Source organism: Mycolicibacterium thermoresistibile, assembly GCF_900187065.1.
GTDB lineage: Bacteria > Actinomycetota > Actinomycetes > Mycobacteriales > Mycobacteriaceae > Mycobacterium > Mycobacterium thermoresistibile.
Window position 1 is genome coordinate 770933 of the sequence record NZ_LT906483.1, and the last position, 25476, is coordinate 796408.

Here is a 25476-nt window from a genome sequence, read left to right on the forward strand (position 1 = left end):
GTGTTGCGATCAGGCCGTTCTGAGGTTCTCGATCAGCGTGGCGTTCGCCATGCCGCCGCCCTCGCACATGACCTGCAGCCCGTAGCGGTGCCCGCTCGTCACGAGCCCGTGCACCATCGTCGCCATCAGCCTGGTACCGGACGCGCCGAGCGGGTGCCCGAGGGCGATGGCGCCGCCCAACGGGTTGAGGCGTGCGTCGTCCACGCCGGTCTCGTGCTGCCATGCCAGGGCGACGGAGGCGAACGCCTCATTGACCTCGAAATGTCCGATCTCATCCAGACCGACCCCACTGCGTTGCACGATCCGATCGGTCGCGGGGATGGGGCCGGTCAACATCATCAGCGGATCGTCGCCGACGACGGCGAACGAGTGGAAGCGGGCGAGGGGTTCCAGCCCCAGCTCGTTGGCCTTGGCCTCACTCATGATCAGCGCCGCACTGGCGCCGTCGGACAGCTGCGAGGAGTTCCCGGCCGTCACGTGCCAGCCGATCTGCGGGTAGCGTTCGGCCAGTTCGGCGGAGTGGAACGAGGACCGGAGCTTGGCGAGGGCTTCCACCGTGGTGCCGGGGCGGATGGTCTCGTCGGCCTCGATCGGTGCGTCGCCTGCCGGAGTCCGCACCGGCACGATCTCGTTCCCGAACGCGCCGCGGTCAACTGCCTCGGCGGCACGCTGGTGTGATCGCGCGGCGTAGGCGTCCAGCGTCTCCCGGTCGAACTTCCATCTCGCGGCGATCAGCTCGGCGGAGATGCCCTGGGCCACCAGGCCGGGCGCATACCGTTGCTGCACCGACGGGCCGTGTGGGTCCTTGCCCATCCGGGCCGAACCCATCGGCACCCGGCTCATCGACTCGATCCCGCCGACGACCGCGATGTCATACGCCCCGGCGATGATCGCCTGCGCACCGAAGTGCGCGGCCTGCTGGCTGGATCCGCATCGGCGGTCGATGGTTGCCGAGGGGACGTGCTCGGGGAAACCGGCGGCCAGCCAGGCGAACCGTCCGGGGCACCCGGCCTGTTCGGCGGCTTGACTCACACACCCGATGAGGACGTCGTCCACGGCACCGGGGTCGACGGCGGGATTGCGCTCGAACAGCCCGGTCAGCACCTGGGCGAGCAGTTCGACGGGATGGATCTCGGACAGTGCGCCACCGGGTTTGCCCCGGCCCACCGGGGATCTCACCGCATCCACGATGACTGCGTCGGCCATGGTTCCTCCTGATCGTTGAACAAAACCTACGCAGCAGTATGCACATACCGGTTGGACAATGGAACCTACCCGGTAGTATGCTTTGCGGCATGGTTCCGGATGCTGGCGGGCAGATGCCTGCTCTCGTCGATGTCTTGGCGCTGGGCGCACGGGAATTCGATGGTGTCTCATGGGTGTTCACCGGTTTCAACCTGCCGGTCCTGGCCGCCCGGGTGGCCCGCCGGCGGGCCGGTTCGGACTTCGTCCAACTCCTCGAGGCCGGGGCCGCGCTCGACCGGGATACCGAGGAACTCGTCACCAGCACCACCGACTTCCACGCCTACGCCGACGTGACGTGCTACCGGGGCAACACCCCGGACGTCCTGCTCACGCTGATCCCGAGGTGCGATCTCGTGGTGCTCGACGGGGCCACCATCGACCTGCGGGGCCGCACCAACGCCCACGCGATCGGGCCGACCCGCCATCCCCGGGTGCGGCTGCCCGGTGCCGGCGGCGCGCCCGACGCCGCGGCCCGCGCCCGGGATCTGCTCTTCCTCAACGCCAGTGATGATCTGCGCCGCATCTGCGCCCAGGTCGAACATGTCTCCACCAGTCCGGCGGCAGCCCGGCGAGTCCGGCTGGTCACCCGGTGGGGCATTCTGCGACTCGGTGCGCACCCGGCGTTCGAGGCGATCCTGGACGGCCCCGGCGTCGACACCGCCGTCGACCATCTGGCGGACCTCGGCGTCGACGCCGGCGCGGCCGCCGACGCCGCACCACTGGGCGATGAGGAGCGCGCCGATGCGATCGCGGTGCTCCATGAGGCGGCCGGAAAGGGTTACCAGGCTGCGGCACAGGCCGTGGCAAAGCTTCCGACACCCGTAGGACATCGGTGAGGCCTGCTGTGACTCCACCCATTTTGAGTGTCGCGGACGCGGTCCGCGAGTACGTGCACGACGGTTCGTGCGTCTATGTGGGCAACTTCGGCGCCCAGCTGTACGGCGTCGCCCACGAGATCATCCGGCAGCGCCGCCGGTATCTGCACATGGTGGCGGGATCCGGCGGCATCATGCTCGACCAGCTGCTCGGCGCCGGCGTGGTGTCGACCGCGACCTTCGCGCATTGCTGGAACGCGATCGGGCCGGCGCCGGCATGGAACTTCCGCCGGCTCGCCGAGAGCGGTGCGAACCCGGTTCGGCTGCGGGAGGTCAGCCTCGGCATCCTCGGCGCCGCGCTGCAGGCCGGGGCGTGGCGGGTGCCGTTCGCGCCGGTCGACATCCCAGCCGAGACGGGATACCGCGCCGAGGACTGGACCGACGGGATGCTCGCCACGGTGTCGTCGCCGTTCGGGGAGGCGACCGTGGTCGAGGCGATCACACCGGACATCGCCTTCGTCCACGTGGACCGCGTCGACACCCGCGGCAACGGGGTCATCGACGGCCCCCACGGCGAGGCGGTCATCGCCGCGCACGCAGCCCGCCGTACGGTTCTGGTCAGTGAGGAGATCACCGACCCCGCAACCTCGATCGGTGAGGCGTCCATCCCCGGGGTGCTCGTCTCGGCGATCGTGGTGGCCCCGGGATCGGTACGCCCCGACGGCACCTCCCGGGGATATCCGCGGGAGGTCGAGGCCTTCGCGGGCTACTCCGCGGCGGCCGCATCCCAGGATGGTTTCGCATCGTGGTTGCGCCGGACCCTGGCGGAGCTACCGTGATCCGCGCCGCGTCACGCTCGGCTTTCACCCTTTCAGGAGGAATCGGTGCACTTCGCGCTGTCTGAGGACCAGCAGTTCCTGCAGAAAACCGCCGAGGACATCGGCGGCCAGTTGTTCGGCGACGAGCAGGTGCGGTCGGCGCTCACCGACGACGGCGCGCTGCGCTCCCGGGCGTGGCAGGAGCTCGCATCACTGGATCTGCTCGGCCTGCTGGTCCCCGAGGACTGTGGCGGCGCGGGTGGATCGTTGACCGACGCCTGCCTGGTCGCGGAGGCCCTCGGGCGGCGCATCGCCCCGGTGCCCTATGTGAGCACCGCCATCGCCGCGGCCGCGCTTCTCGTCCACGGCGGCGGCGACCGACAGGTGCTCGCCGACCTGTGCAGCGGAGCTCCGGTGGGCGTGTTGCTCGATGCCGAACTCGACTGGCCGGAGCGGGAGGCGTCGGTCTCGTTCGGCTGGGGTCCGGGTGCCCGCGGGGTGGCCGTCGTGGACCGCGACCGGGTGGACGCCGTCGAGCTGTCCGGCGCCGGCGTGATCGAAGGGGTCGATCCGTTGCACCCGGTGTACGGTGTGGACCGGGTCGATGTGGTGCCGGGCGACTCCGGGGGACTGCGACGGGCCCGGGCCATCGCCTGGGTCGGGGCCGCGGCCGCGTTGACCGGCATCGCCGACGGTGCGCTACGGCAGGCCGTGGAGTACGCCAAGCAACGAGAGCAGTACGGCCGCCCCATCGGTTCGTTCCAGGCGATTCAGCACATCTGCGCGGACATGCTCGTCGCCGTCGAGACGGCACGGTCGGTCACCTACGGCGCGTCCTGGGAGGTCGAACATGCCCCGATCGAACAAGCGGAGCGGATCGGCGCGGCAGCGAAGGCCCACGCCGCCACCGCGGCGATCCGCACCTGCGAGAACGGCATTCAGGTGCTCGGTGGTATCGGCGTGACCTGGGAACACGACGCTCATCTCCGGTTGCGCACAGCACACACCTTCGCCGACGTCTTCGGCGACGTCACCCGGCCGCTGCAGCTCTTGGCGGCCACTGCTTTCGACTCCGCGGCTCGCGGCGCCACTGCCGCCGATGCCGGAACCGTCTGACGAGGAATTCCCATGGATCTGCTTGATTCGCCGGCCGAAGCCGATTTCCGTGCCCGGCTGCGCGCCTGGCTGCGCGACAACGTGCCCGCCGAACCCGAACCGGCCGCGCTGGCCGACCGCTGGCCCGGGATGCGCGCCTTCCAGAAGAAGATGTATGAAGGCGGTTGGGTCGCGCTGTCCTGGCCGAAGGAATACGGCGGTCAGGGTCTGGGCCCGATGGAGGAGGCGATCCTCAGCGAGGAGCTCGGCCGCACCAACGCGCCGACCACCATCCCGGTCTCCCACCTGGGCCGGCCGATTCTCAGCCACGGGACCGAGGAACAGCGCAGGCGTTATCTGCCCCCGTTGCTCTCCGGTGACGAGATCTGGTGTCAGGGGTTCTCCGAACCGGGTGCCGGCTCCGATCTGGCGTCGTTGCGCACCAAGGCGGTTCGTGACGGCGACGACTACGTGATCACCGGTCACAAGACCTGGACCAGCCTCGGCGCCTATGCCGATTACTGCCTCCTGCTGGCTCGCACCGATGACGCCGCGCCGCGGCATCGCGGCATCTCCGCCTTCATCCTCCCGCTCGACCTCCCGGGGGTGGAGGTCCGGCCGATCGTGCTGGCCAACGGGGACGAGGAGTTCGCCGAGATCCACCTCGACGGGGCGCGGGTGCCCGCGGCGAACATGCTGGGCGCGCCGACCGATGGTTGGAAGATCGCCATGGAGGTGGTGTCCTACGAACGTGGCGCGGTCGACATCGGATACCAGGCGAAGTTCGAGCATGCGTTCGCCGAACTCGTCACAGAGCTCGCCGACCGGCGTGACGATCCGGCCGTACTGCGGAGGATCGGCCGGATCGCCGCGAATCTGGAGGTGCTGCGTATGCACAGCCTGCGGAGCCTGAGCGCCCGGGTGGCCGGGGGCGCGCCGGGGCCGGAGAGCTCCATCGACAAACTCCTCATGACCGAGGTCGAGCAGCATCTGATGGGGGCGAGTCTCGAACTGCTGCGGGATCGCCGGGCGCATCCGCGCTCGGAGTGGTTCGACCGCTACCTCTACGGCCGCGCGGGCAGCATCTACGGCGGCTCGGCCCAGATCCAGAAGAACATCCTCGCCCAGCGCGTCCTGGGTCTGCCCCGGGAGCCGCAGGCATGACCGCCGTGGAACGGCTGCCGGCGTCCGCCCCGGTCGAGGTGGCGCCGGAACTGCGGGCGGAGGTCCGCGAATTCCTCGACGAGGAGCGTGCCGCCGGCCGGTTCACCCCCCGCTGCGATGCCTGGCTGGTCGGGTGGGATCCGGAGTTCAGCAGGAGACTGGCGGGCCGGGGCTGGCTCGGGATGACACTCCCGGCACGCTACGGCGGTCACGAACGGTCCACGCTCGAGCGCTATGTCGTCACCGAGGAGCTGCTGGCGGCCGGCGCTCCGGTGGCCGCACACTGGATCGCCGACCGGCAGATCGGTCCCTCGCTGCTGCGTTACGGCACAGAGGCACAACGTAATCGGTTCCTGCCCGCCATCGCGCGGGGGGAGTGCTTCTTCGGCATCGGGATGAGCGAACCGGACTCGGGTTCCGACCTGGCCTCGGTGCGGACCAAGGCCACCCGGGTCGACGGCGGCTGGCGCATCGACGGCACCAAGATCTGGACCAGCGGCGCGCACCGGGCCCATGCCTTCTTCGTGCTCGCGCGCAGTACACCGTTGGCAGAATCACCGAGCCGCCACGCCGGGCTGTCCCAGTTCATCGTGCTGCTCGATTCGCCCGGGGTCGAGATCCGGCCGATCCCGCTGTTGACCGGCGAGCACCACTTCAACGAGGTGCACCTCGACGGGGTGTTCGTCCCGGACGACATGGTGCTGGGCGAGATCGGCGAGGGCTGGCGTCAGGTCACCTCCGAACTGGCCTTCGAGCGCAGCGGCCCGGAACGGTTCCTGTCGACGTTTCCCCTGCTGACCACGCTGGTGGATGAACTCGCCCGACGGGGTGACCGGGGCAGCGGCACCGAGATCGGGAAGTTGATCGCACGGTTGTGGACGCTGCGGCGAATGTCGCTGGCAATCGCGGTGTCGCTGGCCGACGGTGTGGCGCAGGAAGTGCCTGCTGCGCTCGTGAAGGATCTGGGCACCCGGTTCGAGAACGAGATCGTCACCGCCGCACAACTTCTGCTCGACCTCGAGCCGGATCCGGGTGGAGAGGGTCTGCCGAGGTTGCTGGCCGAGGCGGTGTTGCAGGCGCCGGGCTTCACGATCCGGGGTGGAACGAGTGAGGTGCTGCGATCGATGGTGGCGCGAGGGATGGGACTGCGGTGAGTGCGGAGATGAGCCCGAAAACCGACCCGGGCGCGGGGCCCGACGAAACCGATCTGCGCGAGCTCGCCGCGGTCGTCGACGAGCTGCTCGCCGAGGGGCGTGCGCACCGGGATTCGAGGCAGCACTCCGGCCGATCCACACAGGACGAATCGCTGTGGGATCAGGCGGTGTGGGAAGACCTGGTGGACAACGGCTTCGCACACGTCGGCATCGCAGAGTCCGCGGGTGGCAGTGGCGGCGGACTCCGCGAAGCCGCCGTGCTGCTGCGCGCCGTCGGCCGGCACGCCGTGGCCGTCCCGCTGGCGGAGGTCGGCTTGGCCGGCTGGTTGCTGGAGACGTCCGGCGGCCGACTCGGTGACGGGCTCACCACGGTCGGCGCCGGAAATCTGGTCGCGACTCCGGCCGACGGTGGGGTGCGGGTGGTCGGTCGACTGACGAGGGTGGCGTTCGCCCGACAGGCCCGCACGGTCGTTGCGCTGGCGGCGCCGGCCCCGCATCGGCCGGAAACCGACGGAACCGAGAGCGCAACCCCCGAGCTGGTGGTGTCGATTCCGGTGGCGGACTGCCGGATCACGCCGGGGCGCAACGTCGCCGGTGAGGCGCGGGACGACCTCCTCGTCGACACGGTGTTGCCGTCGTCTGCGGCCGAGGCCGCGGTCATCGGTGCGGCCCGGGAGCTGCGCCTGCGGGGGGCACTGGCTCGGGCGGTGTCGAGCGCGGGGGCGATGTCCGGGCTGGTCAGCCAGACCAGCCAGTACGTCAGGGAACGTGAGCAGTTCGGTCGGCCCCTGGCCGCGTTCCAGGCGGTGCAGCAGAGCATGGCGCTGCTCGCCGCCGAGGCAGCGGCCGCCGGGACCGCGGCCGACGCCGCCGTCCGTATCTGCGCCGAACGCGGGTGCGCGTCGCCGGAGGCCGAGCTCGCGGTCGCGGCGGCGAAGGTCCGTACCGCCCAGGCCGCGACGGTGGGGGCGGCCACGGCCCACCAGATGCACGGTGCGATCGGTATGACCTACGAACACGCGTTGCGCCACACCACCTCCCGGCTGTGGTCCTGGCGCAGTGAATGGGGTGGGGAGAGAACGTGGGCCGATCAACTCGGCCAGCTGGCGATGAACGCCGGCGGCGCAGGCCTGTGGGATGCGCTGACCAAAGCCTGACACACCGACGAGCCGGATGTGCCGGCTCAAGGAGGACAGATGGAGAATCCGAATCTCTCGATGGCGGGGAAGGTCGCCCTCGTCACCGGTGGTAGCCGCGGACTCGGCCGCGCGATGACGCTGGGATTCGCGCGCGCGGGGGCCGACGTGATCATCGCGAGCCGAAAGTTCGACAGCTGCAAGGAACTCGCCACCGAGATCGAGCAGACCATCGGTCGCCGTGCCGTGCCCATCGCCGCGAACGTCGGCAACTGGGAGGATTGCGACGCGCTGTATCGCGCCGCCTATGAGGCCTTCCCCCGGGTCGACGTGCTGGTCAACAACGCCGGGATGTCACCGCTGTACGACAAGCCCAGCGACGTCACCGAAGCGCTCTACGACAAGGTGCTCGGCGTCAATCTGCGCGGACCCTTCCGGTTGACGGCATTGTTCGGGGAGCGCATGCAGGCCGACGGCGGCGGGTCGATCATCAACATCTCCAGCGTTTCCGGAGTGAACCCGGGTGCCAACGTGATTCCCTACGGGGCGGCGAAGGCCGGTCTCAACTCGATCACCGTGTCATTCGCACGGGCGTACGGTCCCCGGGTGCGGGTCAACTGCATCATGGTCGGCCGGTTCCGCACCGACGTCGCCAAGTACTGGGACGAGGAGGCGACCGCGGCCGAGATCGAGCAGTACGCATTGCGCCGCATCGGTGAGCCGGATGAGGTGGTGGGGACGGCGCTGTATCTCGCCACCGATGCCAGCAGCTACACCACCGGTGCGATCCTGAGGGTCGATGGCGGCACACCGTACTGATCCGTACTGATCCGCGACGATCCGTCGCCACCGGATCGTCGCATGGTCGCCAACAGCGGAACCGCCCCGGCGTTCACCGGGGCGGTTCCTCATTTTCTACCGGTTCCGCCAGAGCGGCATCCGCTTCTCGGCGAATGCTCGCGCACCCTCGGCGGCATCGGCGGAGCTGCGTACCGGGGCGACGATGTCCTCCTGGCGGGTGAACATCTCCGTGCGTGGCCAGTCGGGGGATTCCTCCACCACGCGCTTGGCGGCACGGATGGCCAGCGGGCCGTTGGCGGCGATGACGGCGGCCAGTTCGCGGGCGGTGCTGAGCGCGCTGCCGGGCGGGGTGAGCCGGTTGAGCAGCCCGAGTTCGGCGGCGCGTGCGGCTGTGACGGGTCGGCCGGTCAGGATCAGCTCCATCGCGAGGTGGTGGGGAATCCGGCGCGGCAGCCGGAGCAGCCCGCCGCCGTTGGGGGTGAGCCCCCGGGTGACCTCGGGCAGGCTGAAGCGCGCGGACTCCGACGCCACGATGAGGTCGCAGGCCAGGACGATCTCGAAACCGCCACCCACGGCGGCTCCTTCGACCGCGGCGACGAGGGGTTTGGCCGGCGGCTGTTTGACGATTCCGGCGAACCCCCGCGGTTCGGGGCGGGGAACCTCGCCACGGGCGAACGCCTTGAGGTCCATGCCGGCGCAGAAGGAGCGCCCGTTGGCGGCGATGATTCCCACCCGCAGGTCGGGATCGTCGTCGAGGCGGTCGAGCGCGTCCGAGATCCGCTGCGCCATGTCGAGGTTGACGGCGTTGTGCACGTCGGGCCGGTTGAGGGTGATGGTCAGCACATGCGAGTCGGCCGAGACGAGGACCGGGTCGGTCGCTTGTCGGGCAGTGGTCGGGGCGGTCATCGGGACGCCGTCCGGATCATGTGGTCGAGTCGGATGGTTTCACCGTCGGACATGCCGTTGTCTCCTCGATTCTGTGGATCAAAGGGTGGTCGTGCGCAATAATAAACCTACGCAGTAGTATGTCTATTGTTTGCGTGCGCAAGCACGCTCCCCGCGACACAGGAGGTGGCCTCGTGGTCGAGCGCAGCAGTGGCCCGGAAGGCGTCGAAAGACCGCGCGTCGAGGTGGGATTGGGTGCGCTCACCGCCCAGACGCGCAGCGGTACCGCCGCCGAGAGCACCGAGGCGCTCACGATGCTGCTCGACACCTGCGTGCTGGCCGAGGACGAGGGGCTTGACTCGGCGTGGGTGGCCGAACACCATTTCGCTGCGGACGGTTTCCTCTCGTCACCCATGACGGTGCTGGCCGCGCTGAGCCAACGGACCTCCCGCATCCGGTTGTCCACCAACGTCATGATCGGTCCCCTCTACGATCCGATCCGGCTCGCCGAGGACGCTGCGGTGGTCGATCAGCTCAGCCGCGGTCGGCTGATGCTGGGGCTCGGCCTCGGATACCGTGATGTCGAGTTCGCGGGCCTGGGCCGCCGGCGGCAGGAGCGGGGGCGTCGGCTCGACGATCTGATCAACGTGCTGCGCCAGGCCTGGTCGGGAAAGCCCGTCGAGCATCACGGACTGGGTACCTACAAGACGCCGCCCGTCACGCCGTTGCCGTTCCAGCAGGACGGCCCGCCGGTGCTGGTGGGCGCGTTCGCTGAAGCGGGCCTCAGGCGCGCGGTGCGACTCGGAAACGGCTGGTTGGCACCGGAACTCCGGCACTGGCGGGGGCTCGAGAAACGGGTGGCGGCTCTTGGACTGGACTCCCGGACCGATCCGTTCCACGTGGCTGTGACCGTCAATGCCTTCGTCGCGGCGCGGGATGCCTGGGAGACGGTGCGTCCCGGTGTCGCGCATGTCGCGGGCCAGTACCGCAGTTGGCTTGTCGAGAGCGGCGATCTGCCCGCCCTCGAGGGCAAGGAATTCGAATACGAAGCCGACGAGACCGGAAAGCCGCCGCAGTTCGTGGCGGGGACCCCCGAACAGTGCGTCGCGCAACTGCGGCCCTGGTGGCGGATTCTCGCCCGGCTGCCGGAGCACGTGCAGCCACATCTGATTCTCGGGATGACGTTCCCGGGTGTCTCGCGGGAGGCGACCTTCGAATCCGTACGGTTGCTGGCCCGCGAGGTGGTTCCGGCCCTGAACGCCGAGGAGTGAAAATGCCGAGGGGTGAGATCCGGGACGACGGCTGTCGCGCGCTCAGCCGTCCGCCTCGGTCGGTCTGAGACCGCTGACCACGAAATCGGCGATGGACGTGGCGATCCGGAATCGGTCTTCGTCCGTGTCGCCGCCCGGGTGGTACCACCTGCTCATCCAGTTCAGCGTCCCCAGAACAGCCTTGGCCATCAGGTAGGAGTCCGTTGCCTTGAACTCGCCGGATTCGATGCCCCGGGCGATCACCCGCTCGAACCGCGCCTCGTATTCGCGCCGGAGCGTGCGGATCTCGTCGACGTCCTCCCTCGGAGTGCGTCCTTCGCTGGCGAGGTTCATCTCGGCGTGCTGACCGGCCAGCCGCAGGAAGGTCGGCTCGTTCAACATCATCAGGGCATGGGCCCGGGCCATGCGGTGCAGCTTCTCGGACGCGGGAGCGTCGGAGTCCGATGCGTCGCGAATGCTGTCGAACGAGATCTCGAGGGCCCGCTTGTGGATACCGATGAAGATGTCGCCCTTGGTGCGGAAGTAGTGGTAGACACGACCTTTGGTGGCGTGGAGCCGGTCGGCGATATCGTCGATCGAGGTGGCGGCATAGCCGCGGGTGGTGAACGCCTCGGCTGCCGCCCGCAGCACCTCATTGCGGCCGGCGGACTGGCGGGCCGTCAGCCGGCGGCGCCGTGCCGAGTCGGCGACGGTGTCGGCGTCTGATTCACCGGTCAAGTCCCATCCCCTTCGAGCGGTAGTCGGACCGCCCACTCACGATAGCGCAAAGTACTACCCGGTAGGTCGTAGTCGTCGTCGGCGCTGCCCCGGGGGAGGGGAAACTGCAGGTCGTCAAGCACTGAACCGGCAGAAATGTGAACCAGATCACTATCTGTGTGATGTGACACACTTCCGGTGCTACCGTTAAACAACCTACTACGTAGTATCTGGTGTTGGCCGCGGGAAATGAGACGGACCACATGGAGGTGGAGGCCGATGGGTGACCGGGCGGGTCGTTCCGTGCAGGTCCTCGAGGGAATCCGGGTGCTGGAGCTGTCCGGTTTTGCTTACGTGCCCTCCGCCGGAGCGATCCTGGCGGACTGGGGTGCGGACGTGATCAAGGTGGAGCATCCCGCGCACGGTGACCCGTCACGTGGGATCACCATCGGCGGGATCCCCCCTGGCACCGGCGGTTTCACCTTCATGTGGGAATTGGCCAACCGGGGGAAGCGCTCGGTCGGGATCGACGTGTCCACCGACGATGGCCGCCGGCTCGTGCTCGAACTGGCGAAGTCGGCGGATGTGTTCCTCACCAGCTACCTGCCGGGCGTCCGGGAGAAGCTCCGTATCACCGAGGACGACATCCGCGGTGTGAACCCCTCGATCGTCTACGCAGTCGGGTCGGGTCAGGGCCACCACGGGCCGGAGAACGCGGCCGGCGGTTTCGATCAGACCTCGTTCTGGTATCGGACCGGCATGGCGTCGGCGCTCACCGAAGCGGGCGGGCATCCCCCCGAGCTGCCCGGTCCCGGCTTCGGGGATCTGTCCAGTGGGGTGGCGCTTGCCGGGGGGATCTCCGCGGCACTGCTGCACCGGGAACGGACCGGTGCGGGAGTGGCCGTGCACGGGTCGCTACTGGCCACCGGAATGTGGATGATGCAGCCCAGCATCGTCGCCACCGAGGTCACCGGTGAGCCCGAGTTCCGTTGGCTCGACCGGTTCGAGACGACCAACCCGCTGGTGAACTCCTACCGCACCGCCGACGGCCGATACATCGGTCTGACCGTGCTGCACGCCGACAAACACTGGAGGGAATTCTGCGAGGCGATCGGACACCCCGAGCTGGCCGACGATGAGCGATTCGCCGACCACGACGCGCGAGCGGCCAACAGCGCTGCGTGCGTGAAGCTGCTCGACGAGATCTTCGCCACACGGACACTCGAACACTGGAAGGCCGTCCTGTCGGCCCAGGGCGCCCAGTGGGCGGTGATCCAGCAGTGCGCCGAAACGCGCAGCGATCCCCAGGTGGTGGCCAACGGCTATCTGCAGGCCGTCGATTACGGCGGCGGAAGGTCGATCTCGCTGGTTCCGGCGCCGGTGCAGTACGGCGACGGGCCGCCCCGGCTCCGGCCGGCTCCCGAGCTGGGGGCCAACACCGAGGAGGTGCTGCTCGACAACGGTCTCGAATGGGAGGAGATCGAGCGCCTGAAGGATCAGCGGGTGATCACATGAGCCGTGGGGGGCGCAGCGATCACCGGACAGTCCGGTCATGTCAACGAAGGAGTCCGTGTGGGTGGAATCACCATCGTCCAGCGCGTCGACGAGATCCTCGATCGGGTACAGGAGTTCGACTTCGACGCGGTACTCGAGCTGTTCGCCGATGACGGGTGCCTGGAGCTGCCGTACCGGCCGGGTGGGTACCCGACGGTGATGGCGGGACGCGCTGAGCTGAAGCGGTTCCTTCGGGTGATACCCAAGCTCTACGCGGAGGTGACCTTCGTCGAGCGCAACCACCTACCGACCAGCGATCCGGCGACGGTCGTCACCGAGTACCGCGGTGTCGGCAAGACCTGTGTCGGAAACGACTACGCCAATCGATACATCGCGTTGTTCGAGTTCGACGACAGCGGAAGGTGCACGCTCTGGCGGGAGTACTTCGACCCCACCGTGGTCACTGCCGCACTCACTCCGGCCGGCCGGGGTGACGAGGCGTCGCGGGGATAGTCGGGCGTGGGCCGCTGGATGCGACGGAGGAAGCCTGTGCGGTCGGTGACATGCCGGTCCGAGTGGACAGCACGGAAGCCGTGATGGTGCACAACAGCGTATCGGCGAGTTCGCCGGCGGGCGCGGGCGTCGCCTCGGATGCGGGTTGGTCCGGGGGGCTGAACGTCGAGCTGGTCGGACTGACCCTGTCGGACGGGCGCCAGCTTCTCAGCGAGGTGTCGTTCACGGCCTGCCCCGGGTCGCTGACGGCGATCATAGGTCCGTCGGGCGCGGGCAAGACCACGCTGGCCAACCTGGTCGCCGGAGTGGTCCGACCGACCACGGGGGCGGTGACATTCGACGGATACGACATCCATACCAACTATGCGGTGCTGCGGCGCAGGATCGGGCTGGTCCCACAGCGCGACGTGGTGCACCCGCTGCTGACGGTCAGGCAGGCGCTGCGCTACGCCGCCGAACTGCGGTTGCCGGAGGTCGGTCCCGCCGACCGGCAGCGGGCGGTGGACCGGGTGCTCGAGGAGCTCGAGCTGACCGACCACGCGCACACCAGGATGGCGGATCTGTCTGGCGGACAGCGGAAGCGGGCATCGGTGGCGATGGAGTTGCTCACCGAGCCGGCGTTGCTGATCCTCGACGAGCCGACGTCGGGACTGGACCCCGCACTCGACCGCCAGGTGATGAGCATGTTGCGGCGGTTGGCCGATGCGGGCCGGGTGGTACTGGTGGTCACCCACTGTCTGGCCTACCTCGACGTCTGCGACCGGGTGCTGTTCTTGACCTCCGCCGGGAAGACCGCGTACCACGGGCGCCCCGGCGGCATCGCCGAAGTGATGGGCACAAGCGACTGGGCCGAGATCTTCGCGCGGATCGGAGCCGACCCCGAAGCAGCCCACCGGCGGTTTCTCGCCCGGCAGAGCGCCGGGGACCGCCCGGCACAGACGCTGTGGCGTCGCGACACCGTGGCCCGCCGGCGGCCCCGGCGGCTCGGGCAGGTCTGGACGGTGGTGCGTCGGCAGTTGCGGCTCATCGTCGCCGACCGGGGGTACCTGCTGTTCCTGATCCTGATGCCGCACCTGCTGGGTGCGCTGACTCTGGTGGTGCCGGGTGACGTCGGTTTCGGTGTCGCCGACCCGAGTGGACCGGCTCCCAACGAGCCGGCGCAGCTGCTGATGCTGCTGAACATCAGCGCAGTCTTCATGGGAATGGCACTGACCATCCGAGACCTGGTGGGGGAACGCAACATCTTCCGGCGCGAACAGGCGGTCGGTCTGTCGGCGTCGGCCTATCTGACCGCGAAGGTTGTGGTGTACTGCGGTATCGCCGCCGCGCAGACGGCCGTGCTGACCGCGATCGTCGTCCTCGGCAAGGGAAGGCCCGACCGCGGCGCCCTGCTCCTCGGCCACCCCGTCGTGGAACTGTACGTGACGCTCGCGGTGACCGCGGCGGTGTCGGCCATCACCGGCTTGGCGCTGTCGGCCGCCGTCAGATCCCAGGATCAGATCCTGCCCGCGCTGGTGATCGCCGTGATGTTGTCGATCGTGTTCTCGGGTGGGCTGATCCCGGTCAGCGGCCGGTTCGGTCTGGACCATCTGTCTCGATTCGTCCCGGCCCGCTGGGGTTTCGCCGCCTCGGCGTCGACGACCGATCTGCTCAACGTCGCACCGCTGCTCCCCGCCCGGGATGCGCTGTGGGTGCATGACACCGATCGATGGGTGACGAACATGGTGTTCCTGGTGGTGCTGGGCATCGCGCTGATCGGCGTCACCAGGTGGAGGATCCGGCTCAACGCCGTTCTGCGCAGTCCGCTACGGGCACGGACCACACCCAGTCGGGCCGGGAACCCGGACTGCGCGAAGCGCGACCCCCTGCACCGTCGACCGGGCCGGTGGCCGGTACCGGGGGAACGCTGGAATCCCATGGTGAACAGCGGGTTCGGCACTCTGCGCAGGTTCTTACCGCCCAGCCATCGGCACCGGACGATACCTGAGTGACCAGCTCACATCACGAATCAAAGGCCCAGATCACGAACCAAAGGGCCAAACGGATCAAAGGCCCCGTAACGAAAACAGGGAGGAAAATGTGAAGAACGCAGTCTCGGTGCGCGAGGGCGTCAGTACGCGGCCACGCACCCGCCGCGGGTGGTTGAACGCCCTGAGCGTGGCGCTCGCCGGTGCCACCCTGGTAGCGCCCGCACCCGCGATGGCCGAACCCGTCGCCGACGCGCCGCCACCACCACCTGCCGCTGTCCCGGTGCCGTCTGCCGAGCCGGCGACGGGTAAGTCCGCCGACGGTTGGACGCTGGCGGTGTCCGCGAACAGCGAGACCCTCACGCCGGTGCCACCGTTGACACCCGAATTGGCCACCCGCGATTTCGTGGTGAGCGGCCTGTTCAACGGGACGTTACGCTCGCCCAACGGTGGAACGGCGCCGACTCCCTCGGGGACCCTCGAGGTCGGTTACCAGATCCAGTGTGTGCCGTCCGGGATGCTCGCAGCGTTGAAGCCCGCCGTGACGAATGTCCAGGTGAGCAAGGAGGAATTCCAGTCCGCGAACCCGTCGGCGGTGGTCAGCGACTACCGCATCCAGGTCGACTGCATGGGTCCCGCACTGGTCCGGTCGTATGCGATCCTGACCCGCTCGACCCACAGCAACGACGCCGTCGTCGCCTATTACGGCATCTCCAACGAGGTGTGACCGCAACCGCGATCGCACCGACCTGGTGGGTGTCCGGGCTGTGCCCGGCGCGGACACCCACCATCGGTCGTCATCCCTACTTCCTCAGAGGTGGTGCATGGGAATCGAAATCGTGCTCGACATGGCGGTGTCCGCCATGGCCGACCGGGTCGCGGTAGGCCGCCGGGACTCCGGCCTCACCTACCGTCAGCTCGACGACATGGCCGCCGGGGGCGCCGGCCTGTTGCGGGACCGCGGTGTGGAGCACCTCGTCTTCGTGGGGGTCAACGGGCCGATCATCCCCGTCCTCATGTTCGCAGCGGCGAAGGCCGGAATACCCCTGGCGCCCATGAACTATCGGCTGCCGTCGGATCAGATGCGGGCGCTCATCGCGCAACTGGACCGCCCGATGATCGTCACCGACAGCGCCTACCGGGCAGATCTCGAGGGCGCGTCCGAGCATGTGCTCACCAGTGACGAGTTCGTCGCGACCGCGCGGGGGGCCGGACGGGTCGATCACCCACCGGCGCCCGACGACGGCACCGCGATCGTGTTGTTCACCTCAGGGACGACGTCGGCCCCCAAGGGGGTGCTGCTCCGGCATCACCAGCTGTCGGCCTATCTGTTCAACACAGTCGAATTCGGCGCTGCCGGTGACGAAGAGGCCATGCTGATCAGTACCCCGCCCTACCACATCGCCGGGATGGGGGCGGTGCTGAGCAACCTCTACGCCGGCCGGCGAATCGTGTACCTGCCGGACTTCACCGCGGCGGATTGGCTGGCCACCGTCCGCGAGGAGCGGATCACGAACGCGATGGTGGTTCCGACGATGCTCGCGCGCATCGTCGAGTATCTGGACGGTGAGCCTGCGCGGGTGCCGACCCTCGCGTCGTTGGCGTACGGCGGCGCCCGGTTGCCCCAGTCGGTTCTCGAGCGCGCGCTGCGGGCATTTCCCGACACCGGGTTCATCAACGCCTACGGTCTCACCGAGACCAGCTCGACGATCGCGGTGCTGGGACCGGAGGAACACCGCGATGCGATGTCTGATTCGCAGCTGCGGCACCGGCTGTCCTCTGCCGGCCGGATCGTGCCAGGGGTCGAGGTCCAGATCCGCGATGAGGACGGCACCACCGTCCTCCCGGAGGGGGAGACCGGTCTGCTGTGGGTGCGGGGTGCTCAGGTCAGCGGCGAGTATCTGGGCAGCGGCTCGGTCCTGGACGGCTCCGGCTGGTTCCCCACCCGCGATCGGGCGCGCATCGAGGACGGATTCCTCTACATCGGTGGACGGGCCGACGACACCATCATCCGTGGTGGGGAGAACATCTCGCCCGCCGAGATCGAGGATGTGCTGGTCCACCACGACGGTGTGCGGGAGGTCGCGGTCGTCGGTCTGCCGGACGAGGAGTGGGGCGAACGCATCTGTGCGGTGATCGTTCCGGTCGACGGTTCGCACGCCGAACCGGATCAGGTGCGGGAGTGGTGCCATGCCCGCCTGCGTGGCTCACGCACGCCGGACGAGGTGGTGTTCGTCGATGACCTGCCGAAGAACGCCACCGGGAAAGTGTTGCGACGCGACATTGTCGAGAAACTGACCGAGGGAGTCGCGATGAGCGGCTGACGCCGGCGGCGCTGCCGGAATGCCATGGACAGAGAAGTCGGCTTTCTCCAAAAAACAACATACTGAGCAGGATGGAAGATGAGATATGGGTGTGTCGCTCAAAGCAGGAATGCGGCTCCGCAGCGCGGTGTGCGCGACGGAAGTGGTCATCGTGCGGACGCCGGCTGATGCGGTCGATCTCCGTTGCGGCGGAGCGCCGATGCTCCCGCTGGAGGCCGAACGTGCCGGCGGCGAGCCGGCGCCGGGCTTCGCCGGCGGGACGGTGCTCGGGAAACGCTACGCCGACCCGGATCTGGGCCTCGAGGTGCTCTGCACCAAGGCGGGTGACGGGTCGTTGTCGGTGGGCGACCGGCCCCTCGCCCTGAAAACGGTCACCCCCCTGCCCGCATCGGATTGACGGCGACGCCCGGCCCCCGGCCCCGGTCGCGGAACCACCGGAGACCAGTAGAGAAAGGCACTGCACAATGACCCTGCACATCGACACCAGCCAGTCACAACGCACCGTTGTCGACTTCAACCACCACGCGCCCGAACTGCGTGAGCGGTACCACGAAACGTACGACCGGTTACGGTCGGCATGTCCGGTGGCCTATTCGGAGGCCAACGGCGGTTACTGGCTCATCACGTCATATGAGCTCATGGCCGAAGCGGCCCGCGACGCCCGGACGTTCTCGTCCGACCATGACATCTCCGGCGTACGGACCGGATACCAGGGCGTCACCATCCCACCTCAACCCTTCGAATTCGGCTTCACCGAGCAGGACCCGCCCAGAACCACCAAGGTGCGCCGGGTCTTGGCGCCCTTCTTCACACCGGCCCGCTCGGCCGAATGGAAGCCGATGATGGTGGACGTCACCACCGCCTGTATCGACCGTGTCATCGAGGCGGGGAGGTGCGACTTCGTCGGAGACCTCGGCTCGCCGATACCGGCGTTGCTGACCATGATGCTGCTCGACTTCCCGCTGGAGCATTGGCGTCGGTTCGCCGATGCCAACCACCTGCTGCTCGCCGCCGTGCCGGGCAGCCCCGCCCACGACAAGGCCCAGGCGGACATGGGCTGGTGCATCGACAGGCTTCAGGAGGCCATCGAGGTGCGCAGCGATCCGGATCACCCCGGCAAGGACCCGCTGACCGCGTTGTGCCAGGCCGAGATCGACGGTGAGCCACTCACGCCGCAGGAGAAGCTGGGCGGCGGGATGCTGTTGATGATCGGCGGCGTGGACACCACCACCTCGGTGCTGGGCAGCACCATCAGATGGCTCGGCGCCAACCCCGATGCCCGCCGCCGACTCCGGGAGAACCCCGAGCTGATGACGACGGCCTGCGAGGAGTTCCTCAGGGTGTTCGCACCGGTCACCGGCAATGCCCGGACGTGCACCCGGGAACTCGAGATGAACGGGCAGCGGTTACAGGCCGGTGACCGGGTCCTGCTGAACTGGGCCGCCTGCAACATGGATCCCGCGGTGTTCGATGAGCCGCACGAGATCCGGCTGGACCGCGCCCCCAACCGCCATGCCACCTTCGGTCTGGGCATCCACCGCTGTCTGGGGTCGAACTTCGCACGGTTGGTCTTCCAGACGGTGCTGGAGCAGGTGCTGGAACGGATGCCGGACTTCTCGATCGACGAGTCCGGTGTGGAGCCCTATCCGAGCTTCGGGGTGAACCGTGGTTACGTCCGGCTGCCCATGACGTTCACCCCCGGTGAGCGCCGCGGAAGCAGCATCGCCATCTGACCATTGCGCGCCAATCGATTTCAACCGAAGGACAACACCGTGACCTGGAAGTACGACCTCTACATCGACGGAAAGTGGGACACCGGGACCAGTGGCCGGGCCCTCACCGTCGTCAATCCCGCGACCGAGGAGACAATCGGTACCGTCCCGGACGCCTCGCTCGACGACATCCGGCGGGCCATCGCCGCGGCCCGCACCGCTTTCGATGAGGGTCCGTGGCCGTGCATGACGCCTCTGGAGCGGGCGGCGGTCATCCGGCGTATCGCCGAGGTGCTGCAGCGCCGCAGATCCGAACTCGTCGATCTGGTGCGGGCCGAGACGGGTAGCCCCCAGTGGATCGTCGAGATGTTGCAGGTGGGGGTTCCGTTGCGGGTCTGCGCCGACGTCGCGGACCGGGTTCTGCCGCAGTTCAGGTTCGTCGAGCCGATGCTGCCCAGCTTCGACCTCCGCCCGGGGCAGGGCATCATCTCCAAGGAGCCGATCGGCGTCGCCGCGCTGATCACTCCGTTCAACTTCCCGTTGTTCCTCAATGTGATGAAGTTGGCGCCGGCGCTGGCGGCGGGCTGCACCGTCGTGCTCAAACCCTCACCGTTGACCCCGTTGGAGGCGTTGGTGCTCGGTGAGGTCGCCGACGAGGTGGGATTGCCTCCCGGCGTACTCAACATCGTCACCGGCGGGGCCGAGGAGAGTGCCGAGCTGACCACCAACCCCATGGTGGACCTGGTCAGCTTCACCGGCTCGGACACCGTCGGCCGACAGGTGATGAACCAGGCGTCCGCGACGCTGAAGAAGGTGGTGCTCGAGCTCGGCGGGAAGTCGGCCAATGTCATCTTCGCCGACGCCGACCTCGACGCCGCAGCCGCGCACGTCGTCGGCGAGTTCACGCTGCATGCCGGTCAGGGCTGCTCGCTGCTGACCCGCACGCTGGTGGAGGAGTCGATCCACGACGAGCTGGTGGACTGGGTCAACAAACAGTTGGCGGCGCTGAAGGTCGGAGACCCCGCCGACCCGTCGGTGATGATGGGCCCGCTGATCAGCGAAGCGCAGCGGAACCGGGTCGAGGGTTACATCAAGGCCGGCGTGGACGAGGGCGCCGAGATCGCCTTCGGCGGCGGTCGCCCGAGCCATCTCGAGCGCGGGTACTTCGTGGAACCGACGTTGTTCACCGGGGTTCGCAACGAGATGAAGATCGCCCAGGAGGAGATCTTCGGGCCGGTGGGCGTCGTGATCCCGTTCACGAGCGAGCACGAGGCCGTGAGACTCGCCAACGACAGCGACTTCGGGCTCGGAGGCGGGGTCTGGTCCACCGATGTCGAGCGCGCTCTGCGCGTGGCACAGCGGATCCGCACCGGGATGGTCGCCATCAACGGGGGTGGTGGATCCATGGGCAAGACCGGACCGTTCGGCGGGTTCAAGGCCAGTGGCCTGGGCCGGGAATGGGGCGAATGGGGTCTGGACGAGTTCCTGGAGATGAAGCAGATCATCTGGCCGATCGCGGGCGGCTGAGCAAGAAAACCGCGTGACGTCGGCTGATCGCAGCGAGAACAGAGGAGGAAGACATGGGACGGGTGCAGGGCAAGGTCGCGTTCATCACGGGCGCGGCACGCGGACAGGGACGATCCCACGCCGTGCGGTTGGCGGAGGAGGGCGCGAGCATCATCGCGGTCGACTCCTGCCAGGGTTCGATGGACACCCTGCTGTACGACCTGCCCACCGAGGACGATCTCAAGGAGACCTGCAACCAGGTCGAAGCGGTCGGTGGACGGATCGTGGCGACCAAGGCCGACGTGCGGGACCGCAAGGGCCTGCGCGACGCCTTCGAAGCGGGCTACGCCGAGTTCGGTCGGGTGGACATCGTGCTGGGCAACGCCGGCATCATGCCGGCGTTGGGCGAGGTGTCCGACACCGACGAGGCGTTCGATGACGCCATCGCTGTGATGCTGACCGGTGTCTACAACACGTTGCGGGTCGCCACACCGAAACTGGTGGAACAGGGGCAGGGCGGATCGATCGTCCTGACGAGTTCGACCGCGGGGCTCAAGGGACAGACCACGGGCACCGCGGGCTGCGACGGTTACGTCGCGGCCAAGCACGGTGTCGTCGGCCTGATGCGTGCGTACGCCACCACTTACGCGAAACACAACATCCGGGTGAACACCGTGCACCCGTGCGGCTGTGCGACGCCGATGATCGAGAACGTCGCGTTCGCCCAGTACGCACAGGAGAATCCGGAGACCGTGTCGACGTGGCAGACCATGCTGCCGGTTCCCCAGGTCCAGCCGATGGACATCAGCAATGCGATCCTGTGGCTGTGCTCGGACGAGGCGCGATATGTCACCGGGGTGACGCTGCCGGTCGATGCCGGCGCGGTGGCCCGCTGAGGCGGCCGCTACCCGACGTGCTGCGGACACCGCCTCCCCCGGCGGTGTTCGCGGCACCTGCTCGCCCAGCCCCTGTGTGAGAAGGAATCCATGGAGTTCAACCACCGGGACGCCTGCGCCATCGTGGGTATCGGGACCACCGAGTTCTCGAAGAACTCCGGTCGCAGCGTGGTGCGGCTGGCGACCGAGGCGATAGCCGCGGCCATCGCCGACGCCGGTCTGCGACCGTGCGACATCGACGGGGTGGTGCGCTGTGATTACGACGATGTGCTGCCGAACGACCTCGCCGAGGTGATGGGCCTGCCATTGACCTACTGGAGCACGGTGGGCATCGGTGGTGCCGCTCCGTCGGCGATGGTGGGGCAGGCGGTCGCGGCGATTTTGAGCGGACAGGCCACCAACGTCGTGGTGTACCGGTCGCTCAACGGTCGGTCAGGCCGACGGCTCGGCAGTGCCGATCAGGGCGGCCCGGCGCCGGCGGTGGGTGGTCACGGGAGCTACGACGAGTTCTTCCTGCCGTACGGACTGAACACGCCCGGTCAGGTCTGGGCCATCATCGCCCAACGCCACATGATCGAGTTCGGCACGAAGCCGGCCGATCTCGGTGCGATCGCGCTCACCTGCCGGGCGAACGCCAACAACAACCCGAACGCACAGATGCGCGATCGCACCCTGTCAATGGCGGAATACGAGGCCAGTCCGATGATCTCGGCGCCACTTCGCCTCTATGACTACTGTCTGGAGACCGACGGCGCGTGCGCCGTCGTGGTGACCGCGGCCGACCGGGCGGCCGATCTGGCCCAGCAGCCGGTTCTCATCCGGGCGGTGGCCCAGGGCGCGCCGGAACGCCCGCAGCCGGGTCTGATCTATCCGGTGCTGCTGCGGGAGAAACTGACCACACAGCCCTCCGCGTGGGCGGCCCGGACGCTGTACCGGCGTGCCGGCCTCGGACCGGACGACATCGATGTGGCGCAACTGTACGACTGCTTCACGATCACCGTGCTGATGCAGTTGGAGGACTACGGGTTCTGCGCGAAGGGGGAGGGCGGAGCTTTCGCCGCCGGCGGCGCGATCGGCCCCGGCGGCAGGTTGCCCATCAACACCGCCGGCGGAAACCTGAGCGAGGGATACATCCACGGGATGAACCACGTCGTCGAGGGAGTGCGGCAGATGCGCGGCACGTCGCCGAATCAGGTCGAGGGGGCCGAAGTGTGTCTGGTGACATCCGGAATCCCGGTGTCGACCAGCGCGATGATCCTGAGGAGGCCGTGATGACGCGTCCGGTGCCCTACACCGACGACCACGAGACCGGTCCGTTCTTCGCCGCCGCGCGCGAAGGTGCCCTGGCGCTGTGCTTCTGCAGCCGGTGTGATCAGGTCCTGCACCTGCCGCGGGCGCACTGCCGGTTCTGCGGGTCGTGGCGGACCGACTGGCGGGAGGTCTCCGGCCGCGGTTCCGTCTACAGTTGGACAGTCGTCGAGCGGCAACTGCATCCGGCATTCCCGGTGCCGTACACGCTGGTGCTGGTCAGCGTCCACGAGTACCCTGAGGTCCGGCTCCTCGGGCACCTGCCCGGCCGGCCGGCGCTACGGGCGGGAATGCCGATGGTCGCCATCGTGGAACGGGTCGACGACACCGCCGTGCTCAACTGGGCGCCGCAGGAGTAGCACCCGACCGGACCACCCGATCGGACGGGGCGGCCGGTCGCGGACCGCTCAGCGGCCGGCGCCCGTCGGCAGTCCGAGGACGCGCCGGGCGATGATGTTGCGCTGGATCTCCGACGTGCCACCGGCGATGGTCTGGCCGGGCGCGGCGAGCAGCCAGTCCCGCCACCGTGCGCAGGCGCTGCCGGTCACGAGATCGGGCCCGAGCGTCTCCTGCGCGAAGACGGTGATGTCCCGTTCGAGCTCGGTGGCGGTGAGTTTGAGCAGTGACGTGCGGGAGTCATCGGTGGACCTCACCAGCGACAACACCCGGAACCACTGCAGGCGCAACAGTTGACTGCGCGACCACAGATCGGTCCACCGGCGCCGGACGGCGTCGCCGGCCGTGAGCCCCCGGGCGTCGAGATCAGACCACAAGTCGTGCAGCGCCTGGGTGAAACGTACGGCGTTGGCACCGATCATCATCCGTTCACGGCCCAGTGTCGACATCGCCACCCGCCAGCCGGAGCCGACCTCCCCGAGCACATCCTCCGGCCCGACGTACACCCCGTCGAAGTACACCTCGTTGAACTTGTACTGGCCGTCCATCTGCCGCAGTGGCCGCACCTCGATCCCGGGCCGGTCCATCGGGAGCAGGAAGAACGTCAACCCGTCGTGTGGGCGGTCGCCGCCGCCGGTGCGGGCCAGCAGCAACCCGAGATCGGCGTAGTGCGCCCCGGAGGTCCACACCTTCTGGCCGTGGACACGCCAGCCGTCACCATCCGGTTCGGCGCGGGTGCGCAGCCGGGCGAGGTCCGAACCGGCCTCCGGTTCGGAGAACAGCTGGCACCAGATGTCCTCGGCCCGCAGGATCTTGGGCAGGAATCGCTGCTGCTGCGCCTCGGTGCCGAACTTGATGATCATCGGCCCGGCCAGTTCGGGGCCGAAGAGATTGATCTGCAACGGAACCCCGGCCCGCGCGGTCTCCTCGGCCCAGATCCCCTGTTCGACCGGGGTGGCTTCGGTGCCGCCGTGCGACCGCGGCCAGGACAACCCGGCGAACCCGGCGTCGAGCAGCGTGCGTTGCCATTCCCGGGCGGCCGGCAGGTCCTCCAGTGTCGGAGTCGCGCCGTAGTCGCGAAGGCCATCGGGTCTCGGCGCGTCGGCGAGCCAGGCCCGGACGCGCCCACGGAAGGTCCGCTCAGATTCGGAGAGGTTCAGGTCCATGGATAGCATGATACTGCGTAGTATGTTTTGGCCTAGGATGTGGTGATGCGCTTTACATTCGATGAACAGCAGCAGGAACTCGCCGAGGTGGCCCGGAGCTTCTTCGTCTCCGGAGCCCCGATGGATCAAGTCGACGCCGGGCCTGAGGCGGCCCGGAAGGCCTGGGGGCACGCCGTCGAGGCCCTGGGGGTGCACCTGCTCGGTGTGCCGGAGGAGTTCGGGGGCGTCGGAGGTGTCGTCGGCCTGGCCGCCGTGCTCGAGCAGGCGGGCCGGGTGCTCTATCCCGCGCCGCTGTTGACGTCGGTCGGATACGCCAACGGTTTGCTGGCGGCCCTCGGCGGTGTCGCGCACAAGGTGTTGCGTGATGTCGCGGAGTCCGGCCGGGCGGCGGCCGTGGTCGAGGATCCCGCCGTCCGGCTCGAGGGCGACACCGTGATCGGTACGGCGGCGGCCGTCGTCGATGCCGAACTGGCGGACGACCTGCTCGTCATCGCCGACGGCGCGGTCGTGCACGTGGACGCGTCCGAGGTGCGGATGGAGCCACGGGAGGGCGTCGACCCTTCCCGGCGTGCGGCGCGGGTGGCGTTTCCGGACGTGCTGGGCACCGTCCTGGCCCGCGACGCCGGCGAGGCGGTCACCCTGGCGCGGCGGCGTGCGCAGGCCCTCGCGGCGGTCGAGGCGGTGGGCGGTATGCGGGCGACCCTCGACTCGGTGGTCGAACATGTCTCGACCCGGCAGCAGTTCGGTGTCCCGGTCGGCTCGTTCCAGGCCGTGCAGCACCGGGCGGTGGACATGCTGCTGGAACTCGACCGTGCCACGGCGGGCGCCTACCACGCCGCCTGGTGTGTCGACGCCGAGCCGGAGACCCTGGCCTGGGCGGCGCCGCTGGCGCTCGTGACCGCCGCGTCCGGCTATGGCTCTGTCGCCCGCGCGGCGATTCAACTCTTCGGCGGGATCGGGTTCACCTGGGAGCACCCCGCCCACCGGCACTTCCGCCGGTCGGTCGCGCTGGCGTCCCAATTCGGCACCGCCGACCAGCAGCTGGACGCCGTCCACGCGGCCGTGGGAGCGATTCGCCCCGAGTCGGTTGCCCAGGAATCAACCTACTAAGTAG

24 protein-coding genes are annotated in these 25476 nt (G+C 68.6%); 20 read left to right on the forward strand and 4 right to left on the reverse strand.

The features are described from left to right. Positions 1–9: 9 nt before the first annotated feature. The gene (locus tag CKW28_RS03535; protein WP_003926431.1) at positions 10–1206 is read right to left on the reverse strand and encodes a thiolase family protein; all 1197 of its coding nucleotides are present in this window, start codon (positions 1204–1206) and stop codon (positions 10–12) included. Between the two features lie 89 nt (positions 1207–1295). On the opposite strand from CKW28_RS03535, the gene CKW28_RS03540 reads away from it, so the two are divergent. From CKW28_RS03540 to CKW28_RS03570, 7 genes are read left to right on the forward strand one after another with little or no spacing between them, the layout of a single operon-like run. Further along, positions 1296–2081 carry a co-chaperone HscB gene (locus CKW28_RS03540; RefSeq protein WP_131588053.1) on the forward strand — a complete coding sequence of 262 codons (786 nt, stop codon included), beginning with the start codon at positions 1296–1298 and terminating at the stop codon, positions 2079–2081. An 8-nt stretch (positions 2082–2089) separates the two neighbouring features. Beyond that, positions 2090–2899, forward strand: a complete 810-nt coding sequence (locus CKW28_RS03545; RefSeq protein ID WP_197700611.1) for a CoA transferase subunit A — start codon at positions 2090–2092, stop codon at positions 2897–2899. A 45-nt stretch (positions 2900–2944) separates the two neighbouring features. Beyond that, positions 2945–3994 carry an acyl-CoA dehydrogenase family protein gene (locus CKW28_RS03550; RefSeq protein ID WP_003926428.1) on the forward strand — a complete coding sequence of 350 codons (1050 nt, stop codon included), beginning with the start codon at positions 2945–2947 and terminating at the stop codon, positions 3992–3994. A gap of 12 nt (positions 3995–4006) precedes the next feature. After that, on the forward strand, positions 4007–5137 hold the full coding sequence (locus tag CKW28_RS03555; protein ID WP_003926427.1) for an acyl-CoA dehydrogenase family protein: 1131 nt from the start codon (positions 4007–4009) through the stop codon (positions 5135–5137). Beyond that, positions 5134–6291, forward strand: coding sequence for an acyl-CoA dehydrogenase family protein (locus CKW28_RS03560; RefSeq protein ID WP_003926426.1), 1158 nt, complete (start codon positions 5134–5136; stop codon positions 6289–6291). The genes CKW28_RS03555 and CKW28_RS03560 overlap by 4 nt, the downstream gene beginning before the upstream one ends. A gap of 8 nt (positions 6292–6299) precedes the next feature. Then, a complete protein-coding gene (locus tag CKW28_RS03565) occupies positions 6300–7448 on the forward strand; it encodes an acyl-CoA dehydrogenase family protein (RefSeq protein ID WP_003926425.1) in 1149 nt (382 codons plus the stop codon). A 39-nt stretch (positions 7449–7487) separates the two neighbouring features. Further along, positions 7488–8246: an SDR family NAD(P)-dependent oxidoreductase gene (locus CKW28_RS03570; protein ID WP_003926424.1), complete on the forward strand. Its 759-nt coding sequence runs from the start codon at positions 7488–7490 to the stop codon at positions 8244–8246. A 96-nt stretch (positions 8247–8342) separates the two neighbouring features. On the opposite strand, the gene CKW28_RS03575 is transcribed toward CKW28_RS03570, so the two are convergent. After that, a complete protein-coding gene (locus CKW28_RS03575; protein ID WP_003926423.1) occupies positions 8343–9134 on the reverse strand; it encodes a crotonase/enoyl-CoA hydratase family protein in 792 nt (263 codons plus the stop codon). Positions 9135–9307: 173 nt separating this feature from the next. Here CKW28_RS03575 and CKW28_RS03580 point away from each other — a divergent pair, with 173 nt between their 5' ends. Continuing rightward, complete coding sequence (locus CKW28_RS03580; RefSeq protein WP_235653880.1) at positions 9308–10384, forward strand: LLM class flavin-dependent oxidoreductase; 1077 nt, start codon at positions 9308–9310, stop codon at positions 10382–10384. A 42-nt stretch (positions 10385–10426) separates the two neighbouring features. Here the strand turns inward: CKW28_RS03580 and CKW28_RS03585 are convergent, their stop codons facing one another. Next, the gene (locus tag CKW28_RS03585) at positions 10427–11101 is read right to left on the reverse strand and encodes a TetR/AcrR family transcriptional regulator (protein WP_003926421.1); all 675 of its coding nucleotides are present in this window, start codon (positions 11099–11101) and stop codon (positions 10427–10429) included. 258 nt (positions 11102–11359) lie between these two features. Between CKW28_RS03585 and CKW28_RS03590 the strand changes: the two genes are divergently transcribed. The 11 genes from CKW28_RS03590 (at position 11360) to CKW28_RS03640 (ending at position 23159) form a co-directional block, all read left to right on the forward strand. Beyond that, on the forward strand, positions 11360–12595 hold the full coding sequence (locus CKW28_RS03590; RefSeq protein WP_040547206.1) for a CaiB/BaiF CoA transferase family protein: 1236 nt from the start codon (positions 11360–11362) through the stop codon (positions 12593–12595). Between the two features lie 57 nt (positions 12596–12652). Further along, a complete protein-coding gene (locus tag CKW28_RS03595; protein WP_040547204.1) occupies positions 12653–13087 on the forward strand; it encodes a nuclear transport factor 2 family protein in 435 nt (144 codons plus the stop codon). Positions 13088–13170: 83 nt separating this feature from the next. Further along, positions 13171–15078, forward strand: a complete 1908-nt coding sequence (locus CKW28_RS03600; protein WP_110844464.1) for an ABC transporter ATP-binding protein/permease — start codon at positions 13171–13173, stop codon at positions 15076–15078. Positions 15079–15166: 88 nt separating this feature from the next. Next, positions 15167–15781 carry an MspA family porin gene (locus tag CKW28_RS03605; protein WP_064774574.1) on the forward strand — a complete coding sequence of 205 codons (615 nt, stop codon included), beginning with the start codon at positions 15167–15169 and terminating at the stop codon, positions 15779–15781. A 97-nt stretch (positions 15782–15878) separates the two neighbouring features. After that, on the forward strand, positions 15879–17378 hold the full coding sequence (locus tag CKW28_RS03610) for a class I adenylate-forming enzyme family protein (RefSeq protein ID WP_003926416.1): 1500 nt from the start codon (positions 15879–15881) through the stop codon (positions 17376–17378). Between the two features lie 85 nt (positions 17379–17463). Next, positions 17464–17775: a hypothetical protein gene (locus tag CKW28_RS03615; RefSeq protein ID WP_003926415.1), complete on the forward strand. Its 312-nt coding sequence runs from the start codon at positions 17464–17466 to the stop codon at positions 17773–17775. 67 nt (positions 17776–17842) lie between these two features. Next, positions 17843–19111 carry a cytochrome P450 gene (locus tag CKW28_RS03620; RefSeq protein WP_003926414.1) on the forward strand — a complete coding sequence of 423 codons (1269 nt, stop codon included), beginning with the start codon at positions 17843–17845 and terminating at the stop codon, positions 19109–19111. Positions 19112–19150: 39 nt separating this feature from the next. Beyond that, the gene (locus tag CKW28_RS03625; RefSeq protein WP_003926413.1) at positions 19151–20617 is read left to right on the forward strand and encodes an aldehyde dehydrogenase family protein; all 1467 of its coding nucleotides are present in this window, start codon (positions 19151–19153) and stop codon (positions 20615–20617) included. A gap of 53 nt (positions 20618–20670) precedes the next feature. Further along, on the forward strand, positions 20671–21492 hold the full coding sequence (locus CKW28_RS03630) for a mycofactocin-coupled SDR family oxidoreductase (RefSeq protein ID WP_003926412.1): 822 nt from the start codon (positions 20671–20673) through the stop codon (positions 21490–21492). 90 nt (positions 21493–21582) lie between these two features. Beyond that, entirely contained in the window at positions 21583–22764 is a 1182-nt protein-coding gene (locus tag CKW28_RS03635) for a thiolase C-terminal domain-containing protein (RefSeq protein WP_003926411.1), read from the forward strand. Next, the gene (locus CKW28_RS03640; protein WP_003926410.1) at positions 22764–23159 is read left to right on the forward strand and encodes a Zn-ribbon domain-containing OB-fold protein; all 396 of its coding nucleotides are present in this window, start codon (positions 22764–22766) and stop codon (positions 23157–23159) included. The genes CKW28_RS03635 and CKW28_RS03640 overlap by 1 nt, the downstream gene beginning before the upstream one ends. A 48-nt stretch (positions 23160–23207) precedes the next feature. Here CKW28_RS03640 and CKW28_RS03645 read toward each other — a convergent pair whose 3' ends face one another. Further along, positions 23208–24362 (reverse strand): acyl-CoA dehydrogenase family protein, encoded by a 1155-nt coding sequence (locus CKW28_RS03645; protein WP_003926409.1) that lies wholly within the window; start codon positions 24360–24362, stop codon positions 23208–23210. A gap of 45 nt (positions 24363–24407) precedes the next feature. On the opposite strand from CKW28_RS03645, the gene CKW28_RS03650 reads away from it, so the two are divergent. Further along, complete coding sequence (locus CKW28_RS03650) at positions 24408–25472, forward strand: acyl-CoA dehydrogenase family protein (protein ID WP_003926408.1); 1065 nt, start codon at positions 24408–24410, stop codon at positions 25470–25472. Positions 25473–25476 lie beyond the last annotated feature (4 nt).